Source organism: Kitasatospora sp. NPDC094015, assembly GCF_040304075.1.
Taxonomy (GTDB): Bacteria; Actinomycetota; Actinomycetes; order Streptomycetales; family Streptomycetaceae; genus Kitasatospora.
This window is the reverse complement of the sequence record NZ_JBEOUL010000006.1, coordinates 206,871-224,417: the sequence shown is the minus strand read 5'-3', so window position 1 is coordinate 224,417 and position 17,547 is coordinate 206,871. Positions and strand designations below refer to the sequence as shown.

Here is a 17,547-nt window from a genome sequence, read left to right as displayed (position 1 = left end):
TGGCAGGTTATCCCCGTACGACGGGCGTGTTTCGCCCGGGGCCGGGTCGGCTTTGGTGAGAACCGTCACAACAGGCCGTTCCGAGCGTGTCGCAGCACGTTTTCGCAGCCCTCGGGGCCGCGGGCCGGGCGGCGGGGTCGACTCACTCGTTCGGGTGAAGACGCTCACTTGTCGGCGGGCACCGGCAGCGGCCGCTTCTCGATCGCGGCGGCCATGATCTCCGGGAAGGCGTCCGGGGTGCAGGCGAAGGCCGGCGCGCCGAGCGCGGCCAGCGCGGCGGCGTGCGCGTGGTCGTAGGCCGGGGCGCCTTCGTCCGAGAGCGCCAGCACGGCGATGAACTGGACCCCGGAGGCCTTCATCGCGGCCACCCGCTTGAGCATCTCGTGCCGGATGCCGCCCTCGTAGAGGTCGCTGATCAGCACCACGATCGTCTCGGACGGCCGGGTGATCCTCGACTGGCAGTAGGCCAGCGCCCGGTTGATGTCGGTGCCGCCGCCGAGCCGGGTGGCGAACAGGACGTCCACCGGGTCGGTGAGCTGCTCGGTCAGGTCGACCACCGAGGTGTCGAAGACCACCAGCCGGGTGTTCAGGCTGGGCATGGAGGCGAGCACCGCGCCGAACACCGCCGAGTGCACCACCGAGGCGGCCATCGAGCCGGACTGGTCGATGCAGAGGATCACCTCCTTCTTGACCGACCGCTGCGCGCGGGCGTGGCCGATCAGCCGCTCGGGGACGACGGTGCGGTGCTCCGGCAGGTAGTTGGCCAGGTTGGCCCGGATCGTGCGGCCCCAGTCGATGTCGCTGTGGCGCGGCCGGTTCACCTTGGCGCTGCGGTCCAGCGCGCCGCCCACGGTCGAACGGGTGCGGTCGGCCAGCCGCCGCTCCAGCTCGGCCACCACCGCGCCGATCACCGCGCGGGCGCTCTCCCGGGTGCTCTCCGGCAGCGCGTGCTTGAGCGAGAGCAGGGTGCCCACCAGGTGCACGTCCGGCTCGACCGCGGCCAGCATCTCGGGCTCCAGCAGCAGCCGGTCGAGGCCGAGGCGGGTGATCGCGTCCTGCTGCATCAGCTGGACCACGGTGGTCGGGAAGTACGCGCGGATGTCGCCGAGCCAGCGCGCCACCTGCGGGGCGGAGCCGCCGAGGCCGGCGGTGCGGGTGCCGGTGCGCGGCCGGCCCGGGGCCGGTTCGGCGCCGGCGCCCCGGTAGAGCGCGGCCAGCGCGCCGTCCATCGCCGCGTCCCGGCCGGTGAGGGCGCAGCCCGTCCCGTCCGCCTCGCCGCCGAGCACCAGCCGCCAGCGGCGCAGGCGCTCGGCGGCCCGGTCGGCCGGGTCGACCGGGTGCCGGTCGCTCCCGGTGAGGCCGGTGAGGTCGGCGAGGTCGGTGGTGGGCCGGGGCGTGGGCTGGGGCGTGGTCATCTGACGCTCCTTCGAATCCAATTCGGTGCAGTGCGGTGCGTGCGGTCTGCGGGTACGGGGCGCCGGCCGGGTGGACCCCTCCACCACCCGGCCGAACGCCCGGTCTCAGCCGGCCCGGCGGTCCGCCTGGCGGGGGATCCGGGCCGGGGCGGTCGGCAGGCCGAGCAGCAGGGCGAGGATCGGCAGCGCCGCGTCCGCCCTGAGCCCGTCCAGTGCGGTGGTGTCCGCCGCCGCGGGGCCGGCGGGTGAACCGAGCGGGCCGGCCGCGACGCGTTCGCCGACGGTGCGCCGCACCCCCGCCTCCAGTGCGGAGAAGGTGCGCCGGAGCACCGGCAGCAGGTCGGTGAAGGTCCCCGGCCGGACTCCCGCCAGCCAGTCGTCGAGCAGCGCCAGCAGCCGGGTGTCGTGCAGCAGCAGGGCGCCGCCGCCGGCCAGGAAGCCCTCCACCCAGCCCGCCGCGTCGGCCGGGGTGCCGCCGGGCGAGAGCACCAGGCCGAGCCGGCGCCCGGCCTCCTCGGTCCCGAGCCGCCCGTCGTCCAGCAGCAGCCGGACGGCGCGCCCGCGCAGCAGCCCGGGGGCGCCGGTGGCCGGGCCGCCGGCGGGTTCGCGGGCGGCCAGCGCGTGCAGGGTCGAGGCCCAGCGGTCGGCGACCGGGTCCTCGGAGGTGTCCTCGGCGGCCAGCAGGGCGACGGCGGTGTGCACCGCGTCCAGGTGGGAGCGCATCGCGTTGGCGCCGTCCTGGTCCAGGCCGGTGCAGGCGGCCGGCAGGCCGACGCAGATCCGCTCGGCGAGCCCGCGGGCCACGCCGGCCAGGGCGCCGCCGTCGGTGCCGCGGACGTCGCCGTAGCGCAGCGCCCGGACCAACGCGGGCAGCGCGGCGGCGAGCTGCGCGACGTCGGTGTCCAGGGCGGCCCGGTCGGCGAGGGCCCGCATCACGGCGGGGAGGGCGGCCGGCAGGCCGGCGAGCAGGCAGCGTTCGACCAGCGCCGTCAGCTCGGCGAGCTCGCCGGCGCGGGCGGCTTCCGCGACGGCCTTGCCGGTGGCTGCTCCCTCGACGGTGGTGCCCCACTGCGCGGCCTCGACCACCCGGACGGCGTACTCGGGCTCCCACACCAGCCGCCAGGTCTCCCGGAAGGTGCCGGTGGAGTTGACGGCGGAGCGGCTGGGGGTGCCCCAGCCGATGCCGAGCAGGCGCAGCCGGTGCAGCAGGGTGGAGCGCTCGGTGTCGAGCTCCTTGCGCAGGTCGAGGACGAGTTCGCGCTCGGTGGGGTCGGGCTTGAGCCGCAGGCTGCGCTGGAGCCGGGCCAGGTCGCGCTGGAGCGGGACGGCGGGGGCCGAGTCGGGGACCTCGCCGAGCGCGTCGCCGACCACCAGCCGGTCGTGCACCAGGGCGAGGGCCACGTCGGAGCCGTCGCACATGACGGCCCGGACGGCGTCGAGCGTCTCGGTGAGCCCGGCGAGCGGGCGTCCGCGCATCGCCGCGAGCGTCTCGGCCAGCCGGACGGCCTCGATGACGTGCGCGGAGGAGACCGGGTGGTCCTCGGCCCTGAGCAGGTCGGCGACCGTGGTCAGCCAGCGGGCGACGGTGTCGCGCTCGGTGGTGAACAGGTGGTGGTACCAGCCGGGTGAGTCGATGCCGGCGCCGTAGCCGGTGTGCTGGGAGAGCCTGCGGTGGGTCCAGGGGACCCAGGTGAGCTCGGTGCGCACCTTCTTCGGGAGGCCGGCCAGCAGGGCCTTGTCCTGCGCCGCCGTGGGCATCTCGCGCAGGGCCGGGACGTGCCAGGCCCCGCAGACCACGGCGACCCGCCGGTGCCCGGCCCGGCGGGCGGCGCGCAGCTGCTGGCGCATGTACGCCTCGCGCAGCGCGTCGCGGCGGCCGGTCGGGGTGCCTTCGCGCAGGGCGGTCATCGCCTCGGCGACGGCCTCGAACGGCGCGAGCGCGTCGGTGCCGGGGCTGCGGTGCTCGACCACGTCCTCCCACCAGCGTTCGGGGTCGTCGTGGCCGGCGGCCACGGCGAGCGCGGCGATCGGGTCGGTCTCGCCGGCGCGGTCGCGCCCGGTGGCTGCCGGGCCGTCGGGGCCGTCGGGCGCGTCCGGCCCGTCCGCACGGTCCGGTTCGGCGAGGGTGTGGGCGGCGGGCAGGTCGATGAAGCGGACCGGCACCTGGTGCTCGACCGCGTACCGCAGCGCCACCCACTCCGGGGAGAAGACCGCGAACGGCCAGAACGCGGCCCGGGCCGGGTCGTCCACCACGTGGGCGAGCAGGGCCACCGGCGGCACCAGGTCCTTCTCGGCGGCCAGCGCCACCAGCGGGTCGGCCTCCGGGGGCCCTTCGATCAGCACGGCGTCGGGGCGCAGCTGCGCCAGCGCGGCGGCGACGGCGCGGGCCGAGCCGGGCCCGTGGTGCCGGATGCCGAGCAGCGTCGGTCCGTCGGTCATGTCGGCCTCCCTTCTGCGGGGTACGGGGTCGCTGCGGTCAGTTGGAGTGCTCGCGGGCGGCGCGGTAGAAGTCCTTCCAGCCGTCCCGCTCGCGGATCACGCCCTCGACGTACTCCCGCCAGACGGCGCGGTCGGCGACCGGGTCGCGGACGACGGCGCCGAGGATGCCGCCGGCGACGTCGCCGGCGCGCAGCACGCCGTCGCCGAAGTGGGTGGCGAGTGCGAGGCCGTTGGTGACCACCGAGATGGCCTCGGCGGTGGAGAGGGTGCCGCTCGGGGTCTTGACCTTGGTGCGACCGTCGGCGGTGACGCCGGCGCGCAGCTCGCGGAAGACGGTGACCACCCGGCGGATCTCCTCGGCGCCGCCGGGCAGTTCGGGCAGGTCGAGCGAGCGGCCGAGCTGGCCGACCCGGCGGGTGACGATGTCGACCTCCTCGTCCAGGGTGGCGGGCAGCGGCAGCACGACGGTGTTGAAGCGGCGGCGCAGCGCGCTGGACAGCTCGTTGACCCCGCGGTCGCGGTCGTTGGCGGTGGCGATCAGGTTGAAACCGCGCACGGCCTGGGTCTCGGTGCCGAGTTCGGGGATCGGCAGGGTCTTCTCGGACAGGATGGTGATCAGGCTGTCCTGGACGTCGGCGGGGATCCGGGTGAGTTCCTCGACCCGGGCGATCCGGCCGTCGGCCATCGCCCGCATCAGCGGGGAGGGCACCAGGGCGTCCCGGCTGGGGCCGTGGGCGAGCAGCCGGGCGTAGTTCCACCCGTACCGGACGGCCTCCTCGGGGGTTCCGGCGGTGCCCTGGACGAGCAGGGTGGAGTCGCCGCTGATGGCGGCGGCCAGGTGCTCGGAGACCCAGGTCTTGGCGGTGCCGGGCACGCCGAGCAGCAGCAGGGCGCGGTCGGTGGCGAGGGTGGTGACGGCGACCTCGACGATCCGGCGCGGGCCGATGTACTTGGGGGTGATCACGGTGCCGTCGGGCAGTTCGCCGCCCAGCAGGTAGGTGGCGACGGCCCAGGGGGAGAGCAGCCAGCGCTCGGGGCGCGGGCGGTCGTCCTGCGCGGCGAGCGCGGCCAGTTCGGCGGCGAAGGCGTCCTCGGCGTGCTGCCGGAGGACTTCGGTCGACGTTTCGGTGGTCATCATCGGCTCCTGGCGTGCGGGCCGGCCGGGCACGGCGGTGGCAGGGCCCGGGCGGCTCAGAGGGGTGCGGGGACCATCGGCGCAGAGGTCGTACAGGCGTTCTCGTCCTGTGGTGACCACCTTGCACCCGGGCACTGACAACCCGTCGGGACCGGGTGCGGGGCTCCGGCGGAACGGTCGCTTCCGCGGTTCGCCGTGCGCCTGCTGACGCCGTGCCGGTTGTCAGTGGGGGCGCCTAGCGTCCTCGGCATGGAGGAACGCTGGAGCACCGAACACGTCCTTTCCCTCGCCCCCGACCAGGCCTCGCTGAAGGCCGCCGGCAAGCTCTCCGGGCCCGCCCCGTGGTCCGGTGCGGGCTGCGAGCAGGGGGTGCTGTGGGGGCTGTGCAAGGGCAGCGGCAGCACCCCGTACCGGGCGGCGGTCGAGCTGGCCGCGCCCGCGTACAGCTGCAGCTGCCCGAGCCGGAAGTTCCCGTGCAAGCACGTGCTGGGCCTGCTGCTGCTGTGGAGCGCCGGCGCCGCGGAGATCGCCGACGGCGCCGAGCGGCCCGACTGGGTGGCCGAGTGGGTGGCGTCCCGTCAGGCCGCGGTCGAGCAGCGGGCCGCCCGGCAGCAGGCCAAGGCGGAGACCGCCGATCCGGTGGCCGCGCGGCGGCGCCTGGAGCGGCGGGCGGCCCGGGTCTCGGCCGGCGCCCAGGAGTTGCGGCTGCGGCTGGCGGACGGCGTGCGCCGCGGCCTGGCCGACCACGGCGCCGCGGCGGACGGGTGGGAGCAGGTGGCGGCCCGGATGGTGGATGCGCAGGCGCCCGGACTCGCCTCCCGGGTCAAGGAGTTGGCGCACACCCCGCAGCAGGGCCTGCTGACCGGGTACGCGCTGCTGCACCTGCTGGCCGGGGCCTGGGGCCGGGTCGACGAGCTGCCCGAGGAGCTGGCCGCGACGGTCCGCACCCGGGTCGGCTTCACCGCCGACACGGCCGAGCTGCTGGCCGGGCCGACCGTCCGTGACCGGTGGCAGGTGCTCGGCAGCCGGGACACCGCGGACGAGCGGCTGACCACCCGCCGGCTGTGGCTGCGCGGCGCCAAGACCGGCCGCTGCGCCGTCCTGCTGGCCTTCGGCCGGCCCGGTCAGGCGCCGGAACTGGCTTTGCCCGCCGGGCAGTTGCTGGAGGCCGAGCTCGCCTTCCACCCGGGGGCCCGCCCGCTGCGCGCGGTGCTCGGCCACCGCTACGGCGCGCCCGAGGCCGGGCCCGCCGGGCCGCCCGCCGGGCTCTCCCCCGCCGAGGCGGTGGCGGCGTACGGGGCGGCGGTGGCGGACGATCCCTGGCTGGAGTCCTGGCCGGTGGTGCTGAGCGAGGTGGTGCCGGTGCTCGGCCCGGAGGGCTGGCAGCTGACGGACGGCCGCAGCGCGGTGGCGGTGCGCCGGGGTTCGGTGCCGGAGGCGGCGCTGTGGCGGCTGGCCGCGGTCTCGGCCGGGCACCCGGTCACGCTGTTCGGCGAGTGCGGGCCGGCCGGGTTCACGCCGGTGACGGCGTGGTCGGGGCAGGACGCGCCGGTGGGGGTGGGCCAGTGACCGCCGCCCGCACCGGGCCCGACTCGCGCCCGTACCCCCGCCCGGACCCGCACCACCGCCCCCACCCCCACCCCTGCCCCGCAGCACCGACCAGCTCGTCCGCGGACCCGACCGGAGGCCGGCCATGACCATCCCCACCGTCACCCTCGACCCGGCCGCCGACGGCTGGGCCGAGCTGGAGAGTGCCGCGCTGCTGGGCACCGACCGCAGGCCGCTGCCCGAGCCGGCCGGGCCGCCCGCCCTGCTGGCCGCGGCGGCGGCCGTCGACCGCACCGACCCGGCGGTCGCGCTGCTCGACCTGGCCGCGCTGGTCGCGGTCCGGCGCCGGGCCGGGGCCACCGCGCTGCCGGCGCCCGAGCTGCCGCCGGTCGCCGGGCCGGACCCGCGCCCGGAGCTGCCCGAGGCCGCCGCCCGACGGCTGGCGGTGCTGGTCGGCGGGCGCGCCGCCGGCACCGCGCCGGCCAACCTGGCCGAGCTGCTGCCGCAGTGGCTGGAGGCGGCGCTGGCGCACGGGTACCGGCTGCCCGGCGCGCTGGTGCCGCCGCTGCTGGACACCGCCCGGGCCCGCAGCGAACTGCGCGCGCCCGCCGTCGCGCTGGCCGGGCCACTGGGCCGCTGGCTGGCCGACCGGAACCAGGACTGGCGCTTCGTGCACCGGACGGCCACCGAGCCGGTCGCGGCCGGCGCGGGGCCGCAGGTCTGGCAGGAGGGTCTGTTCGCCGAGCGGGTCACCCATCTGTCCCGGCTGCGCCGCGAGCGTCCGCAGGAGGCGCTGGAGCTGCTGGCCTCCACCTGGGCGACCGAGCGGGCCGAGGACCGGGTGCTGTTCCTGGACGCGCTGCAGGAGGGCCTGTCCGCGGCCGACGAACCGTTCCTGGAGGCCGCGCTGACCGACCGGAGCAAGAACGTCCGGGCGACGGCGGCCGAGCTGCTCTCCACCCTGCCCGGCTCCGCATTTGCCACCCGGATGGCGGAGCGCGCCCGAGCGGTCGTACGCCTGGAGGGGCGCCGACTGAGCGTCAGCCCGCCGGCCGCGTGCGACGCCGGGATGCAACGGGACGGCATAGCGGTCAAGTCGCCCACCGGACGCGGGGAACGGGCCTGGTGGTTCGGCGAGATCGTCGCCGCCGCGCCCCTGTCCCGGTGGGCCGCCGACACCGGCCTCGACCCCGAGCAGCTGCTGCGGCTCCCGGTCGGCGACGGCGGTACGGACTGGACGGACGACCTGCGGGAGGCGTGGGCCAGGGCCGCGGTCCGGCAGCAGGACGCCGACTGGGCCCGGGCGCTGCTCGGGCCGGTGCCGCGCCCGGGCCGGGCGGGGCGCGCGGCCGGCTCGCCGGCCCGGCTGCTCTCGGTGCTGCCCGCCGCCGAACGGGCCGCCTGGACGGCCGCGTTCGTGCAGACCCACGGGCTCGGCGACGCCTTCCAGCTGCTCGGCGCCTGCGCCACCCCGTGGACGCCGCCGCTGTCCACCGCCGTGGTCGCCGCCCTGGAGCGGGCCGCCCGTTCCGGTGCGTACCCGTGGAGCCACAGCGGCGTGCTGGGCATGACGGAGCGGGCGCTGGCCCCCGAGGCGGCCCCGGCGGTGGCGGCCCTGGCGGCGGACGCCGCCCCCGACACCGCGTGGGCGGAGACCTTCGACCGGCTCGCCGGGACGCTGCGGTTCCGGGCCGCGATGCTGGCCGAACTGGCCGGCTGAGCGGGGCCGGCCGGGCAGGTCGGGCGGGTCAGGTCGGGCGGGTCAGGCCAGGCGGGGAGCGGCCCGGGGCGCCGTTGCCCCGGGCCGGACCGGTCCTCGCGGGTCAGCCCGCGTGGCGCAGGTTCTCCTGGACCCAGGCCACCACGTCCTGGGTCGGGGTGCCCGGGGTGAAGATGTCGGCCACGCCGAGCGCCTTCAGCTCGACGATGTCCTCCGGCGGCACGATCCCGCCGCAGAACACCTTGATGTCCTCGGCGTCGCGCTCGCGCAGCAGCTCCAGCACCTTGGCGCACAGGGTCATGTGCGCGCCGGACAGGATCGACAGGCCGATGCCGTCGGCGTCCTCCTGGATCGCGGTGTCGACGATCTGCTCGGGAGTCTGGTGCAGGCCGGTGTAGATGACCTCCATCCCGGCGTCGCGCAGCGCCCGGGCGATCACCTTGGCACCCCGGTCGTGCCCGTCCAGCCCCGGCTTGGCGACCACCACACGGATCGGGCCTGACACGCCCATCACTGCCTCCTGGACCTCGTCGTCCACCACCCGGCCGGCTCGGCCGGGCTCGGGTGTGGCGTTAACCACTCTTAACAGACCTGAGGGGAGGGTAGCGCCAACCGCGCCCGGCGTCCGTTTCGCCTGTCGAGAGGAGGGGAAAATCACAGCACCGCCCGCCCGTCACCCCCGCGCCGTCCGCCGCGGGGGCCCCGCGCCACCCTGCCCGGGGGGAGCCGCATGCACCGTTTCCCGCCACCCGAAGGCCTGCCGCCCGATCCGCCGTCCCTCCCGTGCCCCGTCTCCGCCGTCGACCCGGCCGCCGTGCCCGAGCAGTCCCTCGGGTTCGACCGGGCCGCCGCCACCGTCCGGGGCGCCGGCGCGGAGGCCACCGCCCTCGCCCACCACCTGATCCGCTACCCGGCCGGCATCCCGGCCGAGCCGCGCCCGCACAGCTGCCCGGACGCGGCCCCGGGCCGGCCCCCGCGCGACGGCCCGCCGCAGCACGGTCCGGTGCTGCTGCTGCACGGGCTGGCCGACAACCGCGCGGTGTTCGGCCCGCTCCGGCGCGAGCTGCACCGGCAGGGCTGGACCCACCTGCACGCCCTCAACTACTCGCCGCTGACCCGGGACGTCCGGGCCGCCGCCGTCCTGCTGGCCCGTCACGTCGGCTGGGCCGCACGGGCCCACCAGGGCCGCCCGGTCACCCTGGTCGGCCACAGCCTGGGCGGGCTGATCTGCCGGTACTACGTGCAGCGCCTCGGCGGGGACGCCCTCGTGCCCACCGTGGTCACCCTCGGCACGCCGCACGAGGGCACCACCGCCGCGCTGCTGCCGATCCCGCTGCCGATCACCCGTCAGCTGCGGCCCGGCAGCCCCTTGCTGGCCGAGCTCCAACTCCCCGCACCGCGCTGCCGGGCCCGGTTCACCGCCCTGCGCGGCGAGCTGGACGAGGTGGTCCGGCCCGGGCGCAGCGCCCTGCTGCACCACCCCGATCTGCAGACCGACAATCTGACGATCCCGGGCGTCGGGCACATCGGGCTGCCCAGTCATCCGCTCGCCGTCGAGGCGGTCCGCCGCGCACTGGAGGCTACCGGGGACACCGGCCTGACGGAGCGACAGGCCTCCTGAGATGCACACTTTGTCCGAAATCGACTGAGAGGACTACAGTCCAGGCTGTTTCTCCCGATTCCGAGGAGGCGGCAGCGTGACCCTCAACTCCCGTACCGGCGCCCGCGCCCGGCAGCGCGAGCTGGCCCGGCGCGCCACCCGGGCCGCCGTGCTCACGGTGGCGCTGCCGTCCGCGGCCACCCTCGGGGTGTTCAGCGCCGCGGCGGTGGCCGTGCAGCACGAGGCCGGCCCACCCCCGGGGCCGTCCGCCGCCGACGGCACCCCGACGGGCGCCCGCAGTGCGCCGGCCGCTCCCCGGCCGGCCGCCGACACCCGGGCCGACCGCACCGGCCCCAGACCCGACCGGCCCGTGCCCGTCACCTCACCCCCCGCCGCCGCCGGGGAGCAGCAGCCGGCCCCCGACCGCCCGCACCACGTCCTGCCGGTCGCCGCGCACGGCCTGAGCGCCGGCTTCGGCCAGGCGGGCACCCGCTGGGCGGACCGGCACACCGGCATCGACTTCCCCGTCCCCGCCGGCACGCCCGTCCGGGCCGCCACCGACGGCATGGTCAGCACCCGCTGGAGCCCGGCGTACGGCTACCTGGCGACCGTCACCGACCGGGACGGCACCAGCACCTGGTACTGCCACCTGCGTTCGTACCGGATCCGCAAGGGCCCGGTCCGGGCCGGGGAGGTGATCGCCTACTCCGGCAGCACCGGCAACAGCACCGGCCCGCACCTGCACTTCGAGGTCCGCCCGGACGGCGTGGTGCCGGTCGACCCGCTGCCCTGGCTGCTCGCCCACGGCCTCGACCCGCGCTGAGCCCGCGCGCGGGCCGGGCCCGGACAGCGAGCGGCCCGGGACCGCGAGGCGCGATCCCGGGCCGGCCGTCCGACACCCGTCGGGTCAGAGCTTCTCCACCGGCGCGTACCGCAGCAGCAGCTGCTTGCGGCCGGTGGCGGCCCCGAAGTCGACCGTCGCCTGCGCCTTGTCGCCCACCCCCATGGTGGCCACCACCGTGCCGAGCCCGAAGGTGTCGTGGGTGACCCGGTCGCCGACCGCGAGGCTCGGCACGTCGCGCGCCGCCACTTCGCGGGCCGACCGGCCCCAGCCCGCCTTCGGCGAGGCCGCCGCACCGCCGCCCGAGGAGGACAGCCGCGAGGACGAGGAGCCGGACAGCCCGCGGGCGGCCGGCACCGCCGCCGCGCCCGTCCGCTTCCACTCCACCAGCGTCCCCGGGATCTCCTCCAGGAAGCGGGACGCCGGGTTGTACGAGGGCTGGCCCCAGGCGCTGCGCAGCACCGAGCGGGTCAGGTAGAGCCGCTGGCGGGCCCGGGTGAGGCCGACGTAGGCCAGCCGGCGCTCCTCCTCCAGCTCCTTGACCTGGTTGAGCGCCCGCATGTGCGGGAAGATCCCGTCCTCCATGCCGGTCAGGAAGACCACCGGGAACTCCAGGCCCTTGGCGGTGTGCAGGGTCATCATGGTGATGACGCCGCCGCCCTCCTCGTCGTCCGGGATCTGGTCGGAGTCGGCGACCAGCGCCACCCGCTCCAGGAAGTCGGCCAGCGAGCCGACCGGCGGGGTGCCGTCGCCCTCCTCGGCCTCGGGGCGCTCGCCCGGGTCCTTCTCGTACTCCAGGGCCACCGCGGCGAGCTCCTGGAGGTTCTCCACCCGGGTCTCGTCCTGCGGATCGGTGGAGGCCTGCAGCTCGGCCAGGTAGCCGGTCTCCTCCAGCACGGCCTCCAGCACCGCGGCCGGGCCGGCACCGGACTCGACCACCTGCCGCAGCCCCGCCAGCAGCGCGTTGAACTTCTTCACGGCGTTGGCCGAGCGCGCGGCCATCCCGTACGCCTCGTCGACCCGCACCAGCGCCTGGGCGAAGCTGATCCGCTCCCGGGCCGCCAGCGCGTCGATCATCGCCTCGGCACGGTCGCCGATGCCGCGCTTGGGCACGTTGAGGATCCGGCGCAGCGGCACGGTGTCCTCGGGGTTGGAGAGCACCCGCAGGTACGCCAGGACGTCCCGGACCTCCTTGCGCTCGTAGAAGCGCACCCCGCCGACCACCTTGTACGGCAGGCCGACCCGGATGAACACCTCTTCGAAGACGCGGGACTGGGCGTTGGTCCGGTAGAAGATCGCCACGTCGCCGGGGCGGGCGTCGCCCTTGTCGGTCAGCCGGTCGATCTCGTCCGCGATGAACTGCGCCTCGCCGTGCTCGTCGTCGGCGACGTAGCCGACCACCTTCTCGCCCTCGTCGCCGGCCGTCCACAGGTTCTTCTTGCGGCGGTTGGTGTTGCGCTCGATGACCGAGTTGGCGGCGGTGAGGATGGTCTGCGTGGAGCGGTAGTTCTGCTCCAGCAGGATCGTGGTCGCGTTCGGGTAGTCCTCCTCGAACTGGAGGATGTTGCGGATGGTCGCGCCGCGGAAGGCGTAGATCGACTGGTCCGCGTCACCGACCACGCACAGCTCGGCCGGGGAGATCTGCGCCAGCCGGGCGTCCGCCGGGTTGACGAAGTCGCCGTCGGCGGTCATCTTCGGCGCGTGGGCGGCGGCGCCGCCGCTGAGCTCGCGCACCAGCGTGTACTGGGCGTGGTTGGTGTCCTGGTACTCGTCGACCAGGATGTGCCGGAAGCGGCGGCGGTAGTGCTCGGCCACGTCCGGGAAGGCCTGGAGCAGGTTGACGGTGGTCATGATGATGTCGTCGAAGTCCAGCGCGTTCGCCTCGCGCAGGCGCCGCTGGTAGAGGAAGTACGCCTCGGCGAGCTTCTTCTCGGTCGGGTTGGCGGCCTGGTCGGCGTAGGTCTCCTCGTCGATCAGCTCGTTCTTGAGGTTGCTGACCTTCGCGGTGAAGGACTTCGGCGGGTACTGCTTCGGATCCAGGTCCAGATCGCGGCAGACCAGGCCCATCAGGCGCTGCGAATCCGCCGAGTCGTAGATCGAGAAGCTGGAGGTGAAGCCGAGCAGCTTCGACTCCCGGCGCAGGATCCGCACGCAGGCGCTGTGGAAGGTCGACACCCACATCGCCCGGGCCCGCGGGCCGACCAGCTGCTCGACCCGCTCGCGCATCTCGCCGGCGGCCTTGTTGGTGAAGGTGATCGCCAGGATCTCGCCGGGCTGCACCTGCCGGGCGCCCAGCAGGTACGCGATCCGGTGCGTCAGCACCCGGGTCTTGCCGGAGCCGGCGCCGGCCACGATCAGCAGCGGCGAGCCGTGGTGCTCCACCGCCTGGCGCTGCGGGTCGTTCATCCCCTCCAGCAGCTGCACCGGGTCGATCACCGTCCGCGCGGCGCCGTTGCGGTAGTAGGCGTCCCGCTCGGCGTCGGCCGCGTGATCGGTATGGAACAGCCCGTCCGGGATGGCCTCCTCGTACGGGGTGTAGTCGTGCGGAGCCTCCTCGTACGGGGGCTCCTCGTACGGCGGCTCGTCGGCGGCGGGGCGGCTCGACCCGACGGCTGGGTCCTCGAAGCCGGGGAGCGGGAGGTCGTCAAAGAGGCTACTCATGGCCCTCCGAGTGTATGACCCGCCACCGACACCCCGGGCGGCCCGCATCCCGGTACGGGCGCGGACGGCCGGAAACGACCGGGCCGGGCCCGGCCGCCGGGCAGCACGTGCCCGGCGGCCGGACGGACAGGCGTCAGACCAGGCGGCGGGCCGTCGCCCAGCGGGTCAGCTCGTGCCGGTTGCTGAGCTGGAGCTTGCGCAGCACCGCCGAGACGTGGCTCTCCACCGTCTTGACCGAGATGAACAGCTGCTTGGCGATCTCCTTGTACGCGTAGCCGCGCGCGATCAGCCGCAGCACCTCGCGCTCCCGCTGGGTGAGCCGGTCCAGGTCCTCGTCCACCGGCGGGGTGTCGGTGGCGGCGAAGGCGTCCAGCACGAATCCGGCCAGCCGGGGCGAGAAGACCGCGTCGCCGTCGGAGATCCGGAAGATCGCGTTGACCAGGTCGGTCCCGGTGATCGTCTTGGTGACGTAGCCGCGGGCGCCGCCGCGGATCACGCCGATGACGTCCTCGGCCGCGTCGGAGACCGACAGCGCGAGGAAGCGCACGCCGGTCGGGTCGGCCATCAGCGGCGCGGAACGGCGCAGCACCTCGACCCCGCCTCCGCCGGGCAGGTGGACGTCGAGCAGCACCACGTCGGGCCGGGTCTCGGCCACCACCTGCACCGCCGATTCGACGTCGTCGGCCTCGCCGACCACGTCGATGCCGGTGATCTCGGTGCGCCCGATCTCGGCCCGCACCCCCGTGCGGAACATCCGGTGGTCGTCGACCAGGACCACCCGCGCGGTGCGCTCCGGTCCGGCTGCCACGGTCTCGGCCTCAGACATCTGCTCTCTCCATCTCCAGCTCGACCTCGGTGCCGCCGTCCGGCGCCGGGCGCACCTTGGCGGTACCCCCGTTGCGCCGCATCCGGCCGATGATCGACTCCCGTACGCCCATCCGGTCCTCGGGCACGGTGTCGGGGTCGAAGCCTGGCCCGTGGTCGCGGACGAACACGGACACCGTCCGCCCCTCCACCTCCGCGTACACCTGGACCGGTCCTCCGCCACCGTACTTGGCCGCGTTGACCATCGCCTCCCTCGCGGCCTGCATCTGTGCGGAGATCCGCTCGTCCATCGGGCAGTCGCCGACGCAGACCAGCTCGACCGGGACCCCGTGCCGGTCCTCGACCTCGGCGACCACCTGCCGGATCCGCTCGGCCAGGGTGTCGGGGGCGTCCTCGGCGGCGGCCTCGGGCCGGTAGAGCCAGAGCCGCAACTCGCGCTCCTGGGCCCGGGCGAGGCGCAGCACCTCCTTGGCGTCGTCGGCGTTGCGCTGGATCAGGGTCAGCGTGTGGAGGACCGAGTCGTGCACGTGGGCGGCGATCTCGGCGCGTTCCTGGGCGCGGATCCGGGCGGTGCGTTCGGCGCCGAGGTCCTGCCACAGCCGCAGCGCGTACGGGCCGACCAGCACCAGCACGCCGGCCAGCACCGCCACCGAGGCCTCGATCACCGAGCCGAGGGTGGAGCCGCTGCCCTGGAGCACCAGGAAGGCCACGATGCCGGCGACCACCAGCAGCACGCCGCCGACCACCCTGGTGTAGGCGCCGCGCCGCCGGGTGGCCTCCTCCAGGCCGAACCAGCGCTGCCAGCGGGAGTCGTCGGCCTGCCGCCAGACCAGCGCGACCCCGACGCCGATGATCAGCAGCGGCCAGACGTACGGCTTGGCGGTCTGGATGTGCAGGGCGCTGAGCAGCGCCATGATGCCGACCACGAGCAGCAGCAGCGCGAACAGCTGGCCCACCCCGGTCCGGCTGCCGGCCTTGTCCGACGGGGTGCCGGGCAGGCCGCCGGCCGGTGCGGCGGCCGCGGGTTCGCCGTGGAAGGTGCGCTGGAGCAGGTCGCGCAGCCGGCCGAGGCCGGCCCGCCGTTCCTTGCTGATCTCGGCGGCGCCGGCCTGGTCGGCGTCGACCCGCACGAAGGCACCGTCCCGGTAGATCCAGCGGGTGGCGCTGCCGGGGGCCGGCTCGCCGATGCCGATCGGCACCACGAACCAGAAGGCGGCGTACAGCAGCACGCCGATGCCCTGGGCGAAGAAGAGCAGGATGAAGGCGACCCGGACCCAGGCGACCGGCAGCCCGAGGTGCACGGCGAGTCCGTGGGCGACGCCGCCGAGCATCCGGCCGTGCGGGCTGCGGTACAGCCTGCGGTAGGGCGGGCGGCTCCCGTCCGTGGCGGTCGGCTCGGTACCCGCCGGTGACGGGTTGTCAGGGACGGGGGGCTGGGATTCGATGCCGGGGGCTGCCACGCCACGAATGGTCACACGTACGCGGGTCCGGGCGCATCAGGGTAGGGCCCTGAGTGCCCTCTCAGGGACAGTTCAGGGTCGGTCCCGGGCCCCGGGCGGTTGGGCGCGGCCCGCGCAAGCACCAGGATGGTGCCATGACCGACGACCAGAGCACCGGCGCCCCGGACGCCCCTCCCCCGGGCGCGCAGCGGCCCCCGCTGACCCGCAGTGAGCGGCACCGGGTGGTGGCCGGGGTGTGCGGCGGGCTCGGCCGCCACCTGGACATCGATCCGGTGGTGTTCCGGGTGGTGGTGGCCGTGCTCTGCCTGACCGGCGGTCTCGGCCTGTTCCTGTACGGGCTGGCCTGGTTGATCGTCCCGCGCGAGCCGGAGGGGGCGGACGTCGGGCGGACCGAGTTGCAGCGGGTGCTGACCGGGCGGGTGGACGGGCAGTCGATCGGCGCGGTGCTGCTGACGGTGATCGGCACCGGGGTGTTCTTCTCCTCGATGGGCGACGGCGGGCAGCTGTTCCCGCTGCTGCTGCTCGGCGGCCTGGTCTTCCTGGCGGTGCGCTACGACCCGGAGCGCCGCCGCCGGGCGCGCGGGGAGGAGCCGCCGCGCGGGCCGGGCGGCCCGTACGACCGGCTCGTCGAGGAGAAGGAGGAGGAGCCGGGCGAGCGGCTGGACTGGAAGGGCTGGCAGCAGCAGTTCGGCGACGACATGCGGGCGCAGTGGGGGGAGCGCCGGGCGGTGATGCAGCAGCAGTGGCGGGCGGCCCGCGAGGAGCACGCCCGGGCCCGCGAGGCGGGCACAGTGCCCGGTGACACGCCACCGCCGGGGCCGAGCGGCTACCTCTGGGATCCGCGGCATCCGGAGCGCAACCCCTACGGCCAGCAGGCGCCGGGGGGCGCCGCGCAGCCGTGGTGGCAGCGGACGGACCTACCGACCGGGGATCCGCTGCGCAAGGCCGCGCCGCCCGCCGACCAGGTCCCGGTGCCGGTGCCGCCGGCCGCGGTGCCGGTCCGCCGGCACCGGTCCTGCCTCGGTCCGCTGGGCCTGCTGGCGGCGGTCGGCGCGGGTGCGGCGGTCTGGGCCGTCGGGACGCGGCACGGCGACGGGGTCAAGCTCTCGGTGCTGCTGGCGGTGCCGCTGCTGGTGCTCGGCCTGGTCATGCTGGTGGGGGCGAAGTTCGGCCGGGCCAAGGGCCTGGTGGTGCCGGCGCTGCTGCTGACGGTCGCGCTGGCGGGCGCCGGTACGGCGGTGGACACCCGGGTGCGGACCGGTTTCGGGGACCGTACCTGGGCGCCGGCCACGGCCGCCGACCTGCAGCGGGAGTACAGCCTGGGGGCCGGCGACGCCACCTTGGACCTGCGCGGGGTCGACCCGGCGGGCGGCACGCTGAGCACCTCGGTCCGGGTCGGCGCGGGCGACCTGCGGGTGACCGTGCCCCCGGACGTGGAGGTGCGGCTGCGGGTGGACAACCTGGTCGGTGACGTGCGGTTGCCGAACGACGAGCACCTGTCGGGCGGCGACAACAGCCGCGAGCTCGAGTTGCACCCGGTCGGCGGTCAGGCGTCCCGGGGCACGCTGGACCTGGAACTCAAGCTCGGGGTGGGCGACATGAAGGTGGTTCAGGGATGAGGAAGCACCGGCTCGATCCGTTCTCGCTGATCTCGGGTGCGCTGTTCACCGTGATCGCGGCGCTCTACCTGGTCTCCTCGCTCGACAACGACGCGGTGGACGGCCGGATCGTCATCCCGGTGACCTTCATCGTGCTGGGGGTGGCGGGGCTGACCGGTGCGGTGACGGCGATGTCCCGCCGGGGGCGTCCGGCGGCGGTCAAGGCACCGGCGCAGGCACCGGCGCGGGCACCCGAGGACGGGGCCGACGGGGAGCGCTGAACGGCGCGGGGCCGGGTCCGGACG

The 17,547-nt window shown here is 75.7% G+C and carries 13 protein-coding genes; 6 read left to right on the top strand and 7 right to left on the bottom strand.

The features are described from left to right. Nucleotides 1-164: 164 nt before the first annotated feature. The 3 genes from ABT014_RS10500 to ABT014_RS10490 form a co-directional block, all read right to left on the bottom strand. Nucleotides 165-1,415, bottom strand: coding sequence for a VWA domain-containing protein (locus ABT014_RS10500; RefSeq protein WP_350638284.1), 1,251 nt, complete (start codon nt 1,413-1,415; stop codon nt 165-167). Nucleotides 1,416-1,520: 105 nt separating this feature from the next. Further along, nucleotides 1,521-3,854 carry a DUF5682 family protein gene (locus tag ABT014_RS10495; RefSeq protein ID WP_350638283.1) on the bottom strand — a complete coding sequence of 778 codons (2,334 nt, stop codon included), beginning with the start codon at nt 3,852-3,854 and terminating at the stop codon, nt 1,521-1,523. A 37-nt stretch (nt 3,855-3,891) separates the two neighbouring features. Beyond that, a complete protein-coding gene (locus ABT014_RS10490) occupies nt 3,892-4,992 on the bottom strand; it encodes an ATP-binding protein (RefSeq protein ID WP_350638282.1) in 1,101 nt (366 codons plus the stop codon). A 246-nt stretch (nt 4,993-5,238) separates the two neighbouring features. Between ABT014_RS10490 and ABT014_RS10485 the strand changes: the two genes are divergently transcribed. Together ABT014_RS10485 and ABT014_RS10480 are read left to right on the top strand one after the other, a co-directional pair. After that, on the top strand, nt 5,239-6,558 hold the full coding sequence (locus ABT014_RS10485; protein ID WP_350638281.1) for an SWIM zinc finger family protein: 1,320 nt from the start codon (nt 5,239-5,241) through the stop codon (nt 6,556-6,558). 124 nt (nt 6,559-6,682) lie between these two features. After that, entirely contained in the window at nt 6,683-8,257 is a 1,575-nt protein-coding gene (locus ABT014_RS10480) for a DUF5691 domain-containing protein (protein ID WP_350638280.1), read from the top strand. 103 nt (nt 8,258-8,360) lie between these two features. Here ABT014_RS10480 and icmB read toward each other — a convergent pair whose 3' ends face one another. Next, entirely contained in the window at nt 8,361-8,768 is a 408-nt protein-coding gene (gene icmB / locus ABT014_RS10475) for a coenzyme B12-dependent isobutyryl CoA mutase small subunit (RefSeq protein ID WP_350638279.1), read from the bottom strand. Between the two features lie 219 nt (nt 8,769-8,987). On the opposite strand from icmB, the gene ABT014_RS10470 reads away from it, so the two are divergent. Together ABT014_RS10470 and ABT014_RS10465 are read left to right on the top strand one after the other, a co-directional pair. Then, nucleotides 8,988-9,878: an esterase/lipase family protein gene (locus ABT014_RS10470; protein ID WP_350638278.1), complete on the top strand. Its 891-nt coding sequence runs from the start codon at nt 8,988-8,990 to the stop codon at nt 9,876-9,878. 76 nt (nt 9,879-9,954) lie between these two features. Beyond that, nucleotides 9,955-10,680 (top strand): M23 family metallopeptidase, encoded by a 726-nt coding sequence (locus tag ABT014_RS10465; RefSeq protein WP_350638277.1) that lies wholly within the window; start codon nt 9,955-9,957, stop codon nt 10,678-10,680. An 84-nt stretch (nt 10,681-10,764) separates the two neighbouring features. Here the strand turns inward: ABT014_RS10465 and pcrA are convergent, their stop codons facing one another. The 3 genes from pcrA to ABT014_RS10450 form a co-directional block, all read right to left on the bottom strand. Then, entirely contained in the window at nt 10,765-13,359 is a 2,595-nt protein-coding gene (gene pcrA / locus ABT014_RS10460) for a DNA helicase PcrA (RefSeq protein WP_350638276.1), read from the bottom strand. A 133-nt stretch (nt 13,360-13,492) separates the two neighbouring features. Then, nucleotides 13,493-14,185, bottom strand: coding sequence for a LuxR C-terminal-related transcriptional regulator (locus ABT014_RS10455; RefSeq protein WP_350638275.1), 693 nt, complete (start codon nt 14,183-14,185; stop codon nt 13,493-13,495). After that, complete coding sequence (locus ABT014_RS10450) at nt 14,178-15,539, bottom strand: PspC domain-containing protein (protein WP_350638388.1); 1,362 nt, start codon at nt 15,537-15,539, stop codon at nt 14,178-14,180. Before ABT014_RS10450 ends, ABT014_RS10455 begins: the two co-directional genes overlap by 8 nt. Before the next feature lie 239 nt (nt 15,540-15,778). On the opposite strand from ABT014_RS10450, the gene ABT014_RS10445 reads away from it, so the two are divergent. Together ABT014_RS10445 and ABT014_RS10440 are read left to right on the top strand one after the other, a co-directional pair. Beyond that, nucleotides 15,779-17,263 carry a PspC domain-containing protein gene (locus tag ABT014_RS10445; RefSeq protein WP_350638274.1) on the top strand — a complete coding sequence of 495 codons (1,485 nt, stop codon included), beginning with the start codon at nt 15,779-15,781 and terminating at the stop codon, nt 17,261-17,263. After that, nucleotides 17,260-17,523, top strand: a complete 264-nt coding sequence (locus ABT014_RS10440; RefSeq protein ID WP_350638273.1) for a hypothetical protein — start codon at nt 17,260-17,262, stop codon at nt 17,521-17,523. Before ABT014_RS10445 ends, ABT014_RS10440 begins: the two co-directional genes overlap by 4 nt. Nucleotides 17,524-17,547: the final 24 nt, after the last annotated feature.

What these genes read in the sequence shown, in the direction of transcription:
- ABT014_RS10480 (WP_350638280.1), top strand. Translation starts at nt 6,683, where the DNA reads ATGACCATCCCCACCGTCACCCTCGACCCGGCCGCCGACGGCTGGGCC.
- ABT014_RS10470 (WP_350638278.1), top strand. Translation starts at nt 8,988, where the DNA reads ATGCACCGTTTCCCGCCACCCGAAGGCCTGCCGCCCGATCCGCCGTCC.
- ABT014_RS10445 (WP_350638274.1), top strand. Translation starts at nt 15,779, where the DNA reads ATGACCGACGACCAGAGCACCGGCGCCCCGGACGCCCCTCCCCCGGGC.
- ABT014_RS10440 (WP_350638273.1), top strand. Translation starts at nt 17,260, where the DNA reads ATGAGGAAGCACCGGCTCGATCCGTTCTCGCTGATCTCGGGTGCGCTG.
- ABT014_RS10485 (WP_350638281.1), top strand. Translation starts at nt 5,239, where the DNA reads ATGGAGGAACGCTGGAGCACCGAACACGTCCTTTCCCTCGCCCCCGAC.
- ABT014_RS10495 (WP_350638283.1), bottom strand. Translation starts at nt 3,854, where the DNA reads ATGACCGACGGACCGACGCTGCTCGGCATCCGGCACCACGGGCCCGGC.
- ABT014_RS10455 (WP_350638275.1), bottom strand. Translation starts at nt 14,185, where the DNA reads ATGTCTGAGGCCGAGACCGTGGCAGCCGGACCGGAGCGCACCGCGCGG.
- pcrA (WP_350638276.1), bottom strand. Translation starts at nt 13,359, where the DNA reads ATGAGTAGCCTCTTTGACGACCTCCCGCTCCCCGGCTTCGAGGACCCA.
- icmB (WP_350638279.1), bottom strand. Translation starts at nt 8,768, where the DNA reads ATGGGCGTGTCAGGCCCGATCCGTGTGGTGGTCGCCAAGCCGGGGCTG.
- ABT014_RS10490 (WP_350638282.1), bottom strand. Translation starts at nt 4,992, where the DNA reads ATGATGACCACCGAAACGTCGACCGAAGTCCTCCGGCAGCACGCCGAG.
- ABT014_RS10500 (WP_350638284.1), bottom strand. Translation starts at nt 1,415, where the DNA reads ATGACCACGCCCCAGCCCACGCCCCGGCCCACCACCGACCTCGCCGAC.